Below are 14,874 nucleotides of genomic sequence, written 5' to 3' on the forward strand. Positions count from 1 at the left end.
ACTCGTGCAAAGTTGCGCGAAGCGGGATAGGTATCATGCGCGTGCGCCCGACAAGATCATCTGAGCAACATCGCGAAGGATTTTGCACGCTAATGCACTATCTTAAGCTTACCGCGAAGAATCGAAAGATAAGGGCAAGCACAACTTGTTTGGACCTTCGCTCCTCGTTTAAGGGACCGTCACGGAACGGGAGTGGTTGCGATGGAGCATGGGCAGGCCGAACTGATCGGAGGGAAACCTGTAATCTTCGGACAGCGTAAGGTGCGGCCGCGAGCGTGCGTGGCCGTCGGTAAGCGGCATCTGCGCGCCTTTCTACGGGATGTGCTGGAGGATATGGGGTTTATTATCAGCGAATGCGGGACTGCTGACGAGCTGCCCCACGTACTCTGCACGGAGTTCCCTGATCTGATCCTGCTCGGCATTGGCTCGGATCGCATCGAGCCTGGACGGTTGCTCGAGATACTCGTACGCGAAGAATTTGCAGGCAGAGTGCTGGCGTTCGGCGCCCGCGAGTCGATCATCATGACGGCAGTGCAGCAGGTCGGGGGGGAATATGGACTTGCTATGCTGCCGCCGCTGAGGACGCCGTTTGCAGCCGAGACGCTGCGCGATCGGGTCGCCATGCTCTTGCCCAGAGAGCCGGCGCCCCGTCCCGCGGTCCATGTCGGAGAAGCCTTACACGCTGGCTGGCTTGAGCTCTGGTATGAGCCGAAGTTTGATGTGTGCACCCTCAGCCGCCGCGGCGCCGAGGCGCTTGTGCGAATGCGGCACCCGACCTGGGGCGTTGTTCCATCGGCCTATTTCATCCCGGAGCCTCACGATCCGCATTTTAGGGAGTTGTCGCAGTTCGTGATCGACCGCGCAATCAAGGATTGGCAGTATCTTCTGGAGCAGCAAACTTCGATCGATCTCTCCATCAATCTCCCGGCAGCATTCCTGGTTGACCCGCAGGCGGTGCGCGATCTCTGTCAGCGCATGCCGTCGCACCCCGCTTTCGGCGGCTTGACGATTGAAATCGAGAGCGAGGAAGCCATCCAGAACCTAGATCTTCTGATTGAGGTTGCGCGTGAGGTTCGCTTTCACAACATTGGCCTTGCAATCGACAATGTCGGCGCCAATTGGCCGCAGCTGATGGGGGTAGAAAAATTCCCGTTCATCAAATTGAAAGTGGACCGGCAGTACGTCTCCGGTTGCGGAAATGGGCCCCTGAAGCGAACGGTGTGCCGCCATATCGTCGCTCTAGCCAAAGAGTATAGTGTGCGCACCGTCGCCGAAGGTGTGGAGAACCAGGCCGACCTGATCGCTGTGACCGAACTCGGCTTCGACCTTGCGCAGGGCCATCTGTTCGGAAAGGCCATGCCGCTGAAGCAATTTGCACAGTCATCTTTCAGCCCTGCTCCACTTCGTCCAAAATAGTTGCATGACGAGTGGTTGAGCACGGCCAGGCAAAGCGTACCAGCGCTCGCCCGCACCGCCATGCCTACTCGGCACCAGGCTGACTGCAATTCGAGCGGTCACTTTGCAAAGCCGGTGTCGGCTCCTCCCGGCGCAACTTCATTTCCCTTCGAAGCGACGCCGGAGCTTTTTGTAGCACAAACCCGTTTTGGCAAGCCTCCAGCGAGTCAATCCGCGGCGGTAACGTTACAGCCATGAGCGAGGTTTGCACAAAACCTCCGGTCAGGGCATGTGACCGGAGGTTTTGCCGAGATCCGGCGTAGACGTGAGTCGGCTCGCGGCTTTTAGTCGCGCCGCCGGTTTTGGCATCGTTGTGCGTCGCTTGGGCTCGCGCCGCCCTGCCAGACAAACCGACGGAAGCTCGCAGCGGTTTAGCCTGAAATTGAAGCGGCCTGTTACTGTCGCAGATGAAACATGGTCTCAGACCCGGGACAGCCCAATTGGGCAAATTGCCCACCATTGAGCGCGTCTGTGTTTGGCACGGCATTTGAAGGGGATCGCCAATAGCATCGCTCGCCCAAGGAGTCCGAAGGCATGGCTTACAAGATCGTCGCTTCGCAATGCACCGTTTGTGGTGCATGTGAGTTCGAGTGTCCCAACGCGGCGATCAGCCTCAAGCGCGACATTTACGTTATCGATGCCAAAAAGTGCACGGAGTGCGAGGGCCATTGCGACACGGCGCAATGCGCGGTCGTCTGTCCGGTGCCTGACACCTGTGTCCCGTCTAAGACAGCATAAGCAGCCCGCGTCCAGAAGGCCTCATCGCTCGATTTCGCGAACGTAGTCGTAGATGTCGAGCTTGAGGTGACCAGCGACCGCATGGGGCGCTGAGCCCCTCGAAGGGCTCTGTCGGAGGACACCGTCGAATTTGTCACGGACAAGGCCGCCTCGATGCTCCAGTGGCCGCGTTGAGGCTTATGGTCGCTGGTTGACGGGCCGAGGCGAGGTAGACGGGCGTCGAATAACCCAAGCTCGACTTGCAGGATATCTAAAGCTACGTCAGGCCGAAGCCGAAGAGACGGTCTCCTCGGGCGACGAGATCGCTCCGGAAAAGGTGGACTTCTCTTGCTTCGGGTATCATCCAGATCTTGAAACACGACTCGCGATCCAAGAAAAGTGGATACTAGGATCATAGCACGATCCCGCCGCCCGCGCTCTTGCCGCTTGATTCAGTTTCGCAAGTCAGCGTGCATCCTGAGGTCCGGAACTGTTCCTGCATGTCGCGCCGGCCGGTGCCCAAGCAACACTATCTTGCCAAGCGGCGACGGACGCATCGAAGGCGCCCACCAAAGTCGCTCAGCACGTGAATAACTGGCGCACCGAGGAGATCATCTTGACCAACCTCACGGAGGCGATCGAGCTCGTGCCTCGTCGCGGGGCCAGCGAACACCAAGGAGTCCGACCTGATCATCCGTGCGATCCTGGAGCAATCCATTGGCAATTCCTAAGGAGCCTCATGGCGCTGTGATCAAACGGACACCGGCCGAGGATGATCGCAACTTCCTGACGACGAGTTCGAGAAGCTGCTGACGGAAAAGACCAGGCCCGTCGCGATCACACAGATATCGAAGGCGGCTCGGGTTCGTTCCGGCGGCGGAGCTCATCCGGTTACGCGAACAGGGTATAGAACGCGATCCATTCACAAGCGGAGCCTCCACAGATCCACGCGTGTTCACCAGGCCGGGAGCAAGACCGTCATATCCTACCTAGTACCTCGTCACAGGGATTATGACTCTTTGGAAGTGGCGGGGTAGGCGCCAGCCATTTTGGCGCGAGCCTTGTCTGTTGTGAACATCCATTTGATGCGGGAGCGGGCGGCATTTCGTTGTCGTTCCCAGGCGGTGATTTCGCGGCGCAGTCGCTTAGGGTCGTCGATCCTGCGATCCAGGCACTGGCCCCGCAGGACGCCGATTTCGATCTCGACCATGTTGAGCCAGCTTGCGTGTTTTGGGGTATAGTGGAACTCGAGCCGTCGCAAAATCCGCCTGGCTTCGGCGGGCGGGAACGCCTGATAGAGGGCGCCGGCGGAGTGGGTCGATAAATTGTCCTGGACGACCCGGATGATCTCGGCGTCGGGATAATGGATGTCGACGAGATCACGCATGCATTGGGCGTAATCCCTTGCCGCTCGCCGCTCGGTGACCTTGACCTTGCGCCAGGGACGATGCACGTCGAGGAGAACGAAGAGATTGACCGTGCCATTGCGACGATACTCATAATCGTAACGTTCGAGCCTGCCGGGCTTGGCCGGGATGGGCTGACGCGTTTCGCCGATGAGTTGCACCGGGCTTTCGTCGAAGCACACCACTGGCCGCCTGGAGTCGGGTGCCTCGGCATAGAGGTCGAGCACATCCTCCATGCGGGCGACGTATTCGCCGTCGACCTGCGGAATGCACCACATGTCTTTGCGCCAGGGCTTGAGGGCATTCTCGGCCAGGCGCCGCCGAACCGTCTCGTGCGACAGGCTCTTGTGTTCGGTGAGCTTGACCATCGCACCCGCCAGCAGCTTTAGCGTCCAGCGGGCACGGCCCCTTGGCGGACTGGCGCAGGCTGTCGCCACCAGCAAGGCTTCTTCCTTGCCCGTGAGTTTGCGCTCCGCCCCGGGACGCGGCTCTTCGCTCAGCGCCCGCTCCAGATTGCCTTCCACGAAGCGTCGCTTGGTCCGGTACACGGTCGAGCCGCTCACGCCGACGCTCCTTGCGATCTCCTCGTCGCTGGTCTCGGCATCGGCGGCCAGCAAAATCTGCGCTCGCTTGAGCTTGCGGGACGCATGCTTGCCGCCGCTGAGCAGTGCCCTCAGTTCGGTGCGCTCGATTTGGCTGAGTTCGACCCGATAGCGTACATTCATGGCGTGCCTCCTCGTTCGAGGCACGCACGAACAACTGAATCGGATGGCCGGCGTGAGTCCTTCGACAAAACCCTTCACGCCCACGCAGGGGCAGTATCTGGCTTTTATCCACCTCTATACCCGGCTGCATCGCAGGCCCCCGGCCGAAACCGACATGCAGGAATATTTCCGCGTCAGCCCGCCTACGGTTCACCAGATGGTCCTGACACTGGAACGCGCCCGCCTCATCAGACGGCAGCCAAGGACGCCTCGCAGCATCGAGGTCCTCGTTGATCCGAAACTCCTGCCGGAGCTAATCTGACCGCCGGACCCAACCTGTCAAAATCACTGTGCAGAGCCACTAGTACAGCTCGCAATCGCTTGGGCAATATCGCAGCGACAATCAGTAGGTTGACGCATCGATCCTCGTGCGCATAATGCCTGCCGTCGTGGTCTCCGGATTTCGTTTGATCCGGAGCTAAGAGGGAAGCCGGTGCAATGCCGGCGCTGCCCCCGCAACTGTAAGCGGCGAGCCGCTGTCCAACGAAGTCACTGGAGCCATGCGGCTTCGGGAAGGCCGGACAGCAGCGACGACCCGCGAGCCAGGAGACCTGCCTCGACAATATATCGTCCACGGGCGGGGTGTCCCGGTGTGCGCCAAGCAGCTGTCGCTCAGCGATATTCGCTGCATACGTCCGCCATGGCCTTTGCCCCAATCATGGGGTCTAAACTATGTCTATTCTTTCGCTTCCCGTTGCCACACTGGGGACGTCACGCATCGGCCCACGACGCGAACTCAAATTCGCGCTCGAGAGCTACTGGGCGGGAAAGTCCAGCGAAGCCGAGCTCCTCGAGGCCGGGAGTGGACTTCGTGCCGCTAATTGGGCACGGCAGAAATCCCGCGGTGCGACCGTCATTCCTTCGAATGACTTCTCGCTCTACGATCATGTGCTCGATACCAGCGTAATGGTCGGCGCCATTCCCGACGTCTACGGCTGGACCGAAGGTCCTGTGTCGCTCAATACCTACTTCACCATGGCGCGTGGCGCTCCGGACGGTGGTCACGCTCAGCATGGGCCTGGTGTAGCCGCACAGGAGATGACGAAGTGGTTCGATACCAACTACCACTACATGGTGCCGGAATTTCACCAGGATCAGATCTTTAAGTATTCCTCTCGGAAGCCGATCGAGGAATATGAGGAGGCAAGAAGCCTCGGCTACCAGACGCGCCCCGTCCTAGTTGGCCCAGTTACTTTCCTGAAGCTCGGCAAAAGCGTAAATCCCGCATTCAATCCGCTGTCGCTGCTTGATCGGCTCCTCCCAGTCTATGTCGATGTTCTCCGCGAACTAGCCTCGCGCGGTGCTGAATGGGTTCAGCTCGACGAGCCATGCCTAGTGACGGACGTCGACGACGCATCTCGGGCGGCTGTCCGCCGGGCCTATGCTCATTTCGCCAAGGCCGTGCCGGCCCTCAAAATCATGCTGGCCACATATTTCGGGGCGATCGGTGACAATCTTGAAACAACTTTGGCCTTGCCCGTTGCCGGGCTTCATGTCGACCTGGTTCGGGCACCCGACCAGTTGGACGCAATTGTCGCCACAGCCCATAGAGATCTCGTGGTCTCGCTAGGCGTCGTTGATGGTCGCAACGTGTGGCGCTCCAATCTCCCGGCGCTGCTCGACCAACTTGCTCCTATGGTCAAAAAACTGGGCAGGGACCGTGTTCAGATTGCTCCCTCCTGCTCGCTGCTTCATGTTCCGATCGACATTGAGCTAGAGACCGATCTCGATCCCAATCTGAAGACGTGGCTGGCGTTCTCAGTTCAGAAGATCAAGGAACTTTCGATATTGGGCAAAGCGCTGGCCGGCCATGCTGCCGAGGTGGCCGATGAACTTGCGCTCTCGGAGGACGCAGCCGTCACCCGCGGAACATCGCCCAAGATCCACAATGCGAAGGTCGCCGGACGAATGGCCGCGATCGACGATAGCATGCGTCGCCGTCGCAGTGCGTTCACCCAGCGCGCCAACGTCCAGCGCGTCGCCTTCGCATTGCCGATGTTTCCAACGACAACCATCGGATCCTTCCCGCAAACGGCAGACGTCCGGAATGCGCGCGCGGCTCATGCGCGGGGAGCGCTGAATGACACGCAGTACGAGCAGTTTCTGAGAGCGGAGACAGCCCGTACCGTCCAGTGGCAGGAAGATATCGGCCTGGACGTGCTCGTACACGGTGAGTTCGAGCGCAATGACATGGTTCAATACTTTGGCGAGCAGCTCTTGGGCTTCGCTTTCACCAAGCACGGCTGGGTTCAGTCTTATGGCTCGCGGTGCGTTCGTCCTCCTATCCTGTTTGGAGATGTCTCCCGGCCGAAGCCCATGACCGTTGAATGGTGGCGCTATGCGCAGTCTCTGACCAAAAAACCCATCAAGGCTATGCTGACCGGACCGGTGACGATCCTGAACTGGTCGTTTGTCCGTGACGACATCCCGCGGAGCGAGACATGCCGACAGATCGCTCTCGCGATCCGAGATGAGGTCATCGACCTTGAGGCGGCTGGAGCGACCATGATCCAGATCGACGAGGCTGCATTGCGGGAGGGATTGCCGCTACGCAAATCGCAGTGGAAGGACTATCTCGATTGGGCAGTGGACAGTTTCCGCGTTTGCTCCTCCGCTGTCGCCGACGGAACTCAGATCCATACCCACATGTGTTATTCCGAGTTCAACGAAATCATCGATGCGATCGCAGCAATGGATGCCGACGTCATTTCAATCGAGACGTCGCGTTCTAAAATGGAATTGCTCGACGCCTTCAAGACCTACAAATATCCTAATGAGATCGGGCCCGGCGTCTATGACATTCATTCACCGCGCGTTCCAGCAGCGGCGGAGATCAAGCAGCTGATTGTGTTGGCGCGGCAGCGAGTTTCCGATCGGCAGCTCTGGATCAATCCCGACTGCGGACTGAAAACGCGAAAGTGGGAGGAGGTGGGTCCCGCGCTCGTCAATATGGTGGCCGCCGCACGCGAGTTGCGGGCTGAGCCATGACGGTACGAACGTTTCGCCAACGCGTTTTTGAATAAGATACACGCGCTTTGGGAGCTCGCGATGTGCTTGCGAGCTTCCCAAGGTATTCAGCGCCTGGGAATGCCGGCCGGCGCTGGCGGAGGCGATCGCATATAGCCGGCGACAACCTCTCTCGATCCGACGGCCGACCGCGCGCCGGCGATGCCGATCAGGTGAAATATTCCGAAGTCATTAACGCTCGACACGAACCACAGCCCGACGTTTTTATTTATCCATCGCGTGGATGCGTTACATCACAACAATCAATTTTACCGCCCTTTCGGAATGTCATACGAAATGGGCGCCTTGGCACCGATCTTCGCGAAGACAATCGAGCGTTGTTGGTGTTTGGGGTGCAAAATGCTGCTGCGCGACGGCAAACTGCCGCTTAAGTTTCAGGGCACGGCAGCCAAACCGCTTGCGCGAAGGATCCCAGCTCGATCAAGGCACTGCCCTTGCCAACCGGACAGCGGGCGAGTGCTGGGCAACTCCTGAAGTTTCCGACATGAGCGGAAGGCAAGTGGCTCCAGATTTCGCGCGGAGCGATATCCGCTTCTCGTTGTTTGACGGCGAATGCCCTCGCCGTAAATCGATCGCCGGTAGTCCTCCCTACCGACGAAAGCTGGTGCGATGCGTAAAGCAGCGTCGCTCCTACGTGACTTTCGCCCGGCCTCCCGAGGAGGCCGGGCGTTTTTTATGTGCCTGGTTATGTGTGACAGCACGGGATCATTCGGCGTCATTGCGGGACCCCGGGTTCTTGCGTCCCATCTGTTAGTACTCGCAAGGCATGACGCCGGTCTGTTAGTCCTATCTGTCTATAGAAGGCCTTGGCGTCGTGTTCGTACGCGTGGGTAGTGTCGGATACTCGATCTTAGGTAGCCGCCCGGTCAGCGAATTCAGAAATGCGACGATCTCGTTCTCTTCCTTATCGCTAAGCTTGGCGCCGAGCTGGATTTCACTCATCAGTGCAACAGCTTGCTTCAGGCTCCAAACCTGGCCCGAATGAAAGTAAGGGGCTCGCAACGCGACATTCCGCAACGGCGCCGCGCGGAAGACATATTCGTCGCCAACCGCCTTGGTAACCGCGAACCGGCCCTTATCGGCGGCCGGAAGCAGGCTTGCGTCCGGCGTTTTCATCACGCCGAATGGGAAGTAGGCCTGTCCACCGATGTTGATTCCATTGTGGCAAGAGGAGCATCCCTTCTCCATAAACAGTGCCAACCCTGATTTCTGCTGATCATCGAGAGCATGTGTATTGCCCTCCAGATACCGATCGAATGGGGCCGCAGGTGTAATGAGAGTCGCTTCAAAAGCCTCGATTGCCTTCGCAAAGTTTTCAAAGGTGACTGGTCTCGCTTCGTTCGGGAAAGCGTTTTTGAACAAGTCGACGTAGGTGGCCATTGAGTTCAAGGTGTCGAGCACATGATCCGGAGTCGCATTCATTTCGGCACTCGCCTGCACAGGGCCGGTGGCTTGTGCCTTGAGGTCCGCGGCGCGTCCGTCCCAGAATTGCGCCACATTGAACACAGCGTTGTAGACGGTTGGGGCCCGACGTGGGCCGATCTTCCAGCCGTGACCGACGGAGGTCGGACCGGCATCGACGCCGCCGCTGCCGAGATTGTGGCACGTATTGCAGCTAATGATCTCGCTTGCCGATAGCCGCGGATCAAAGAACAGCATCTTGCCAAGCTCGACCTTTTCATGTGTGACTGGATTGTCCTTTACCGCAGGAATGACTGAGGGGATCGGATGGAAGATCTGCTTGGCGGCTCTCATCAGATCATCGTCCGCGTTAGCTCGTGACGACATCAGCAGCCCAATCGCCAAAACAGATGCTTCAGCCACAAGCCGAAGCTCCCGGATCAATTTGTTCATACACCCGCCTCATCAGTTCTGATTGTTAATCAAGGAAACAGTCGAAAACGATGCCACCCTCCGTTGCTTCAACGGGTCGGCGCAGCATGCGCCGGATCCTCTGAAAGCGAGGCTGCATCAAATTCGAGGTGCTCGCTGCCGGCGTTCGCCCACGAGGCTTTCGGGCCCTTATTTGATTGGCGAGTTCGCTTTGAGCTAGAGCGCGCCGTTCGCGTTGGTAGATCAGACTAGTGCCTCAACCTTCGGCGTGATGGTCGATCTGACAACAACAAGTGTGCCGCAAAAGGGTAAGCTGCCCGGTGGCCGCATCGGTTCTCCATCAAGCGATTGGGTGGCTAATACGCTCCCGCGAAGTTGATCGTATACGTCTTACACCGCTGGTCGCGCGCAGCGCTCACGGTGCGGCTGAACAAATAGCAACAGCCATGCCAGTTGCATCTGAGATGCAAGCTGCTGATTTAGTTGCAGAACGAGTCCGGGCGAACAAACAACGTCGGATGGCTTGGTTTGATGAATACATGCAGTGTCACAGATGCGACAAGCGCTAGTCCCGGCTAGACATCATCGCACAGAAACTTTTGTGATGAGATGAAATTGCCAGCTTGCCGGCCGCACGCAGGAACGGTGGTAATAAGATCTACGCAGGTGTGGCGAGACACTGAGCCGAGGCGTCCGGCGGTGCGTATCGCTCACGATTTCGCCTCGCCCGGCCGACTGAAGCCTCTCCGACACATATCCGGGCCTCTCTGGCGCGCCGCCGCCACGAAATCCCGCTCGCTTGTAACAGACGAGGCCCCGAGCCTGAACATGGCTTGTCTTCAGTCCCACCTGAGGTTCGCTGGCATGGCAATTGCCGATCTCAAATCTGAAAGGTGCGGTTACCCAGAGTTTGACGGTGCGACCGTCCGATTAGCCGGATACTCCCATTCGGCACCCGCTTAAGTGGCCGGCCCGACACCTGATCCGGCCGGGGGTGGTTGGAACAAGATAGCCGTTCGGCCCACTCACGGGCCAGTGGCAGCTTTTGAAATCCTGCGCGGTGATGGCAAAAACCGCTGAACTTCTGCAGAAGCAACCGTCACTTCGTGCTCCTGCGTTGGAAGACTTCGATACAAGAGGACATGCTGGAAGGAGATCGTGACATCATGTCCGCAGATGGCCAGGTCGTCGGATCTCATCGTCGTCTTACGGGGGGAACGACGTGATTGACCAGTTGTCGATGGATGGTTCAAGTTAGATACGGTATCCGTGATGGCTTCGATTGACGATCGCTTGAATGAGATCAGATACGTGCGGAATGACATTTGGCGCTGTCGCAGAAGGCTCCAAAGCGAGCTAAGTGATCTCGAGCGTAAGATCCTCGAAGAGCGCTTGCTTGAGCGACAGTCTGCCTTTGAACGGCTCCTAGCGACCACGTTTCCTTTTACATTGACACTGTGAAGCAAAATTCGGGACCTGCGCCGCGGGGTCATTCCGCGGAAAATGGCGTCCGCTCACAGGGCGCCTGCGCCTGCGTCAGGAACGTAGCGCTCCGGCGCCGCGGGCCGGAGCGCCCCTCATGGCCGCCGCCGAGCTGAAAGGCGTCGGTCCATAGCCTCGATTCACCGACGTGCTGGCCCGCTGCGCCCCGTGAGCACCGATATTGAGATCGTTCGGGCACTCCGGGGGGATACCGAGCGCGTCGTTTCCACGACACCGCGGTGAGTAGCTTTCATCCGACAGAGCGATCGAAGAAGCTTGAATCGGCCGTAGCGTCAGATTGTAAAGAGCAGGCGAACGATCTTCCAGACCAGGTGCAGCCGAATGATAAGACCCGCTCTCGCTTTTGTATTGTGTTCCGCTCTCGAGTGGATCGGACTAAGCATGGGGGCGGTTGCGGAAACAAGGCGGTACGCGTGCACGATCACTGCCGCCGATCGAGAGCCGGCCGGAGTTCGGAATGAGCGGGTTATTCTCACCGTTCAATATGGCTGCCGGATCGCGGGTGGTCTCTTGACCGACGCGGGGATCACAGCAGTGTCGGTCAGCGAGTGGGCTGCTGACAAAGGAACATACTTGGCCTCCATGGAATTTCACCACGCGCTGGAGGGAGTTGCAATTGGGCAACTCTCTGAGGCGACCGGCTTCTCTAGCATGGATGGCGAGCAAGGCATTGGGGTCGCAACTTCCGGCACGACAGTTTTCAAGTTTGCATCTGGTTCATTGGCCGACCTTTCAGGGAAGACCCTTAAATTCACGACCAAACCCAGTGGCCTACGTAGCTTCGAATTGGAGTTCACAGATTGGCCAGAATCTCTCCTATGGAAGTGACTCGTGTCTTACGCTGATTTCCGCAGGTGCTCGGGCGCACGAATTACTGTCCATACTCTTGGCCTCACGCAATGCGTGCTCCCCGGCCTGTGTGCCGTCCTCCCAGACGAGCACACCCGCAACAAGTCAAGCTAAAACTCCGAAGGCACTCGAGCGCGGTAGAGCGTTCAATTAACCTTCACCCGAGCAGATCAGCAGCTCTTTAGGGCTAGGGCACTGATCCGCATCAGGGACGAACTGGCCTCGCAGAAGGGGCATCCCTTCGGCAGCGCCTGCGCGACGCCGAAGCTATCCACAAGGAACAAACGCAGCCCGATGATGAGCAGGAAGAAGAAGAAGTGGCCGGCCCACAGCCGGGGCTCCGGGAACATTTATGCTGACCTCGGCCTGCCGAACGCCCACGAGCACCAACTCAAGGCAGCCCTCGTCGTACAACTGAAGCGGTTGATGGCGGAGCGGGAGATGAGTCAAACCGAAGCCGCGAAGCTGGTTCATGTGAAGCAGCCCAACTTGTCCAAGCTGCTTCGGGGGCAGTTCAAGTTGGTTTCTGTGGAAAAGCTGCTGCGCATGCTGACGGCGTTCGATCGGGACGTCGAAATAACGCTAAAGCCACATCGGAAGCGTGGCGAAGCGGGCCGGATCACGTTTATTCCGTCCTAAGAGCTGCGAAGGGGGCATGACGCCTAAGGCGACGGCGGCCAAGCGCGCTCATGAACCCGCCCTGCAGTTTCCGATCTGCAACCATGAGATTCAGCTGACTGATGCCTCGCCGGCCCACCTCTCGCGAAGACCCGCAGCGTTCCCACAACCAACCTGGTGAGCAAGGACGCAGAGGTCGCCCGACAGACCGAAGCGCTCCAGCAGGAGCGCGAGAAGCTGCAAAGGGTTCGTGAGCAGGTCGAACGCCAGCTCGTGAACAGACTGCCGGCTGAGTGGGCCCCATTCGTCGCTACAGAAGCGAGGAAGGTGCGCGAGGCTGCTTGACAGATTCGGCTGATTCCACCGGAGCTCCCTCTCTCTCGAAGGAGAAGATCTCGGCTTGCACGATGGATATTTTCCGTCTGGAGCGCACATCGTAATCGGGCATCGTTAGACCGGGATCCCGGCTGGGGTCTTCGCCAGGCCGAGTGCCGAATGCTGTGACATGGCGTCCAATGCGGATTTCCCAGGACCAATCAGCGTCGGCATGAAGAACCCATCCAGCCAAGCACGGTGAAGCCAAAGACGATCAGGATGGCCAACATCCAGGTGCAGTGACCTCGGCGCGCGGGAAGACTCCAGCCGTGTCGCTGGCGGAGAGCGTAACTGATTGTTTTGTTTCAGACAGGGCGTTAGCGGCTACGCTTGTCGGTGCCAGACAGGGTCGGCTTTATAACAATCCGCATCCCGCCAGCTATCTAGCTCTACAGACGGTGCTTTTTTGTATTCAACCAGCGCTGGCACACTCGTTGCAGACCCCTGCGCAAGAGGCGGCTGTTAGCCCTTTGCATCGCCATGCACAGGGACAGGCCCCGTGATGGCACGCGAGTGAATAAAGAAGCCGATATGAGAAACCAATGGAAAGCAGGCATGACTTCACCGAGACGCGTCTTGGTCAGCGATCAACAGCGTCACACATGGCGCTCGTAGGCGCTCAGCCGAGATGAGCTACAAGGTCGTGAACGACCGCTGCGGCATGATCCAGAAGGCCGCGAAGTTGCGATCGGTAGGACCGCTCGCAGAGATCACGCTTTACACCTGAACGCCGGATAGGAAATCCGTCGGTCTACCGTAAATGCGCCGCTTCTTGATTTGAGACGACAATCGAAAGGAAATTTGTATGAGCCGAACAACTACCCAGAGCGTCGCAGAGATCAAGGCGCGCAACAAGCAGCTAATCGATGAGGTGTTGAAGGTCTACCCAGAGAAGACCGCCAAAAGGCGCGCCAAGCATCTCAGTGTTCACGAGGCGGGGAAGTCGGATTGTGGCGTCAAGTCGAATATCAAGTCCATTCCTGGCGTGATGACCATCCGTGGCTGCGCCTACGCGGGCTCCAAGGGCGTGGTCTGGGGGCCGATCAAGGATATGATCCACATTAGCCACGGTCCGGTCGGCTGTGGTCAGTACTCATGGGGCTCGCGGCGCAACTACTACGTCGGCACGACCGGCATCGACACCTTCGTGACACTGCAGTTCACCTCCGATTTCCAGGAAAAGGATATTGTGTTCGGCGGCGATAAAAAGGTCAACAAACTCATCGACGAGCTCCAGGAGCTATTTCCTCTCAACAGGGGCATCACCATTCAGTCCGAATGTCCGATCGGTTTGATCGGCGACGATATCGAGGCGGTCTCCCGAGAAAAGTCAAAGGAATATGGCGGCAAAACGATCGTGCCTGTGCGGTGCGAGGGTTTTCGTGGCGTGTCACAATCGCTCGGCCATCACATCGCGAACGACGCCGTTCGAGATTGGATCTTCGACAAGAGCGCCCCAGAGGCCAGCTCCAAATTTGAGCCGACGCCATATGACGTTGCGATTATCGGCGATTACAACATCGGCGGCGATGCCTGGTCGTCACGGATCCTGCTCGAAGAAATGGGCCTGCGCGTCATCGCCCAGTGGTCCGGGGATGGATCTCTCGCTGAATTGGAGGCGACGCCGAAAGCGAAGCTCAACATATTGCATTGCTATCGCTCGATGAACTACATCTCACGGCACATGGAGGAAAAATTCGGGATTCCCTGGTGCGAGTATAACTTCTTCGGGCCGTCCAAAATCGCGGAGTCGCTGCGCAAAATTGCAGGCTTCTTCGATGACAAGATCAAGGAAGGCGCCGAGCGCGTCATCGCGAAATATCAGCCGCTTGTCGACGCGGTGACCGCGAAATACCGGCCGCGGCTCGAAGGCAAGACCGTAATGCTGTTCGTCGGCGGCTTACGTCCTCGCCACGTCATCGGCGCCTACGAGGACCTCGGCATGGATGTTGTCGGCACGGGCTATGAGTTCGCGCATAACGATGACTACCAACGCACCGCTCAGCACTACGTCAAAGATGGCACGCTGATCTACGACGATGTCACCGGCTACGAATTCGAGCGCTTCGTCGAAAAGATCCGGCCAGACCTCGTCGGTTCCGGTATCAAGGAAAAATACGTCTTCCAGAAAATGGGCGTGCCGTTCCGTCAAATGCATTCCTGGGACTACTCGGGTCCTTACCACGGCTATGACGGCTTCGCGATCTTCGCCCGCGACATGGACATGGCGATCAACTCCCCGATTTGGGGGAAGACCACGGCACCTTGGAAGGACGCTCCGCGGCCAAGCCTCATGGCGGCCGAATAGGAAAGCCGACGCCCGGGCC

7 protein-coding genes and 1 riboswitch are annotated in these 14,874 nt (G+C 58.5%); of the genes, 5 read left to right on the forward strand and 2 right to left on the reverse strand.

Annotated elements, in window-relative coordinates:
• Positions 1-201: 201 nt before the first annotated feature.
• Together AB7245_RS06205 and AB7245_RS06210 are read left to right on the forward strand one after the other, a co-directional pair.
• Entirely contained in the window at positions 202-1,416 is a 1,215-nt protein-coding gene (locus AB7245_RS06205; protein ID WP_439033949.1) for an EAL domain-containing response regulator, read from the forward strand.
• Positions 1,417-1,989: 573 nt separating this feature from the next.
• A complete protein-coding gene (locus AB7245_RS06210; protein WP_231143972.1) occupies positions 1,990-2,193 on the forward strand; it encodes a 4Fe-4S binding protein in 204 nt (67 codons plus the stop codon).
• A gap of 988 nt (positions 2,194-3,181) precedes the next feature.
• Here the strand turns inward: AB7245_RS06210 and AB7245_RS06215 are convergent.
• Positions 3,182-4,303, reverse strand: a complete 1,122-nt coding sequence (locus AB7245_RS06215; RefSeq protein WP_063981152.1) for an IS630 family transposase — start codon at positions 4,301-4,303, stop codon at positions 3,182-3,184.
• Between the two features lie 412 nt (positions 4,304-4,715).
• Positions 4,716-4,915: riboswitch (cobalamin riboswitch) on the forward strand.
• 99 nt (positions 4,916-5,014) lie between these two features.
• On the opposite strand from AB7245_RS06215, the gene metE reads away from it, so the two are divergent.
• Entirely contained in the window at positions 5,015-7,330 is a 2,316-nt protein-coding gene (gene metE / locus AB7245_RS06220; RefSeq protein WP_439033950.1) for a 5-methyltetrahydropteroyltriglutamate--homocysteine S-methyltransferase, read from the forward strand.
• A gap of 825 nt (positions 7,331-8,155) precedes the next feature.
• Here the strand turns inward: metE and AB7245_RS06225 are convergent.
• Entirely contained in the window at positions 8,156-9,223 is a 1,068-nt protein-coding gene (locus tag AB7245_RS06225; protein ID WP_439033951.1) for a cytochrome-c peroxidase, read from the reverse strand.
• Between the two features lie 2,628 nt (positions 9,224-11,851).
• On the opposite strand from AB7245_RS06225, the gene AB7245_RS06230 reads away from it, so the two are divergent.
• Together AB7245_RS06230 and nifD are read left to right on the forward strand one after the other, a co-directional pair.
• On the forward strand, positions 11,852-12,193 hold the full coding sequence (locus AB7245_RS06230) for a helix-turn-helix domain-containing protein (RefSeq protein ID WP_439033952.1): 342 nt from the start codon (positions 11,852-11,854) through the stop codon (positions 12,191-12,193).
• Between the two features lie 1,159 nt (positions 12,194-13,352).
• Positions 13,353-14,855, forward strand: coding sequence for a nitrogenase molybdenum-iron protein alpha chain (gene nifD / locus AB7245_RS06235; RefSeq protein ID WP_439033953.1), 1,503 nt, complete (start codon positions 13,353-13,355; stop codon positions 14,853-14,855).
• Positions 14,856-14,874: the final 19 nt, after the last annotated feature.

It is taken from the genome of Bradyrhizobium sp. 604_D8_N2_3 (assembly GCF_051810765.1).
Taxonomy (GTDB): domain Bacteria; phylum Pseudomonadota; class Alphaproteobacteria; order Rhizobiales; family Xanthobacteraceae; genus Bradyrhizobium; species Bradyrhizobium barranii.

Coding starts and splice junctions, on each gene's coding strand:
- AB7245_RS06205 (WP_439033949.1), top strand. CDS start 202: ATGGAGCATGGGCAGGCCGAACTGATCGGAGGGAAACCTGTAATCTTC.
- AB7245_RS06210 (WP_231143972.1), top strand. CDS start 1,990: ATGGCTTACAAGATCGTCGCTTCGCAATGCACCGTTTGTGGTGCATGT.
- AB7245_RS06215 (WP_063981152.1), bottom strand. CDS start 4,303: ATGAATGTACGCTATCGGGTCGAACTCAGCCAAATCGAGCGCACCGAA.
- metE (WP_439033950.1), top strand. CDS start 5,015: ATGTCTATTCTTTCGCTTCCCGTTGCCACACTGGGGACGTCACGCATC.
- AB7245_RS06225 (WP_439033951.1), bottom strand. CDS start 9,223: ATGAACAAATTGATCCGGGAGCTTCGGCTTGTGGCTGAAGCATCTGTT.
- AB7245_RS06230 (WP_439033952.1), top strand. CDS start 11,852: ATGAGCAGGAAGAAGAAGAAGTGGCCGGCCCACAGCCGGGGCTCCGGG.
- nifD (WP_439033953.1), top strand. CDS start 13,353: ATGAGCCGAACAACTACCCAGAGCGTCGCAGAGATCAAGGCGCGCAAC.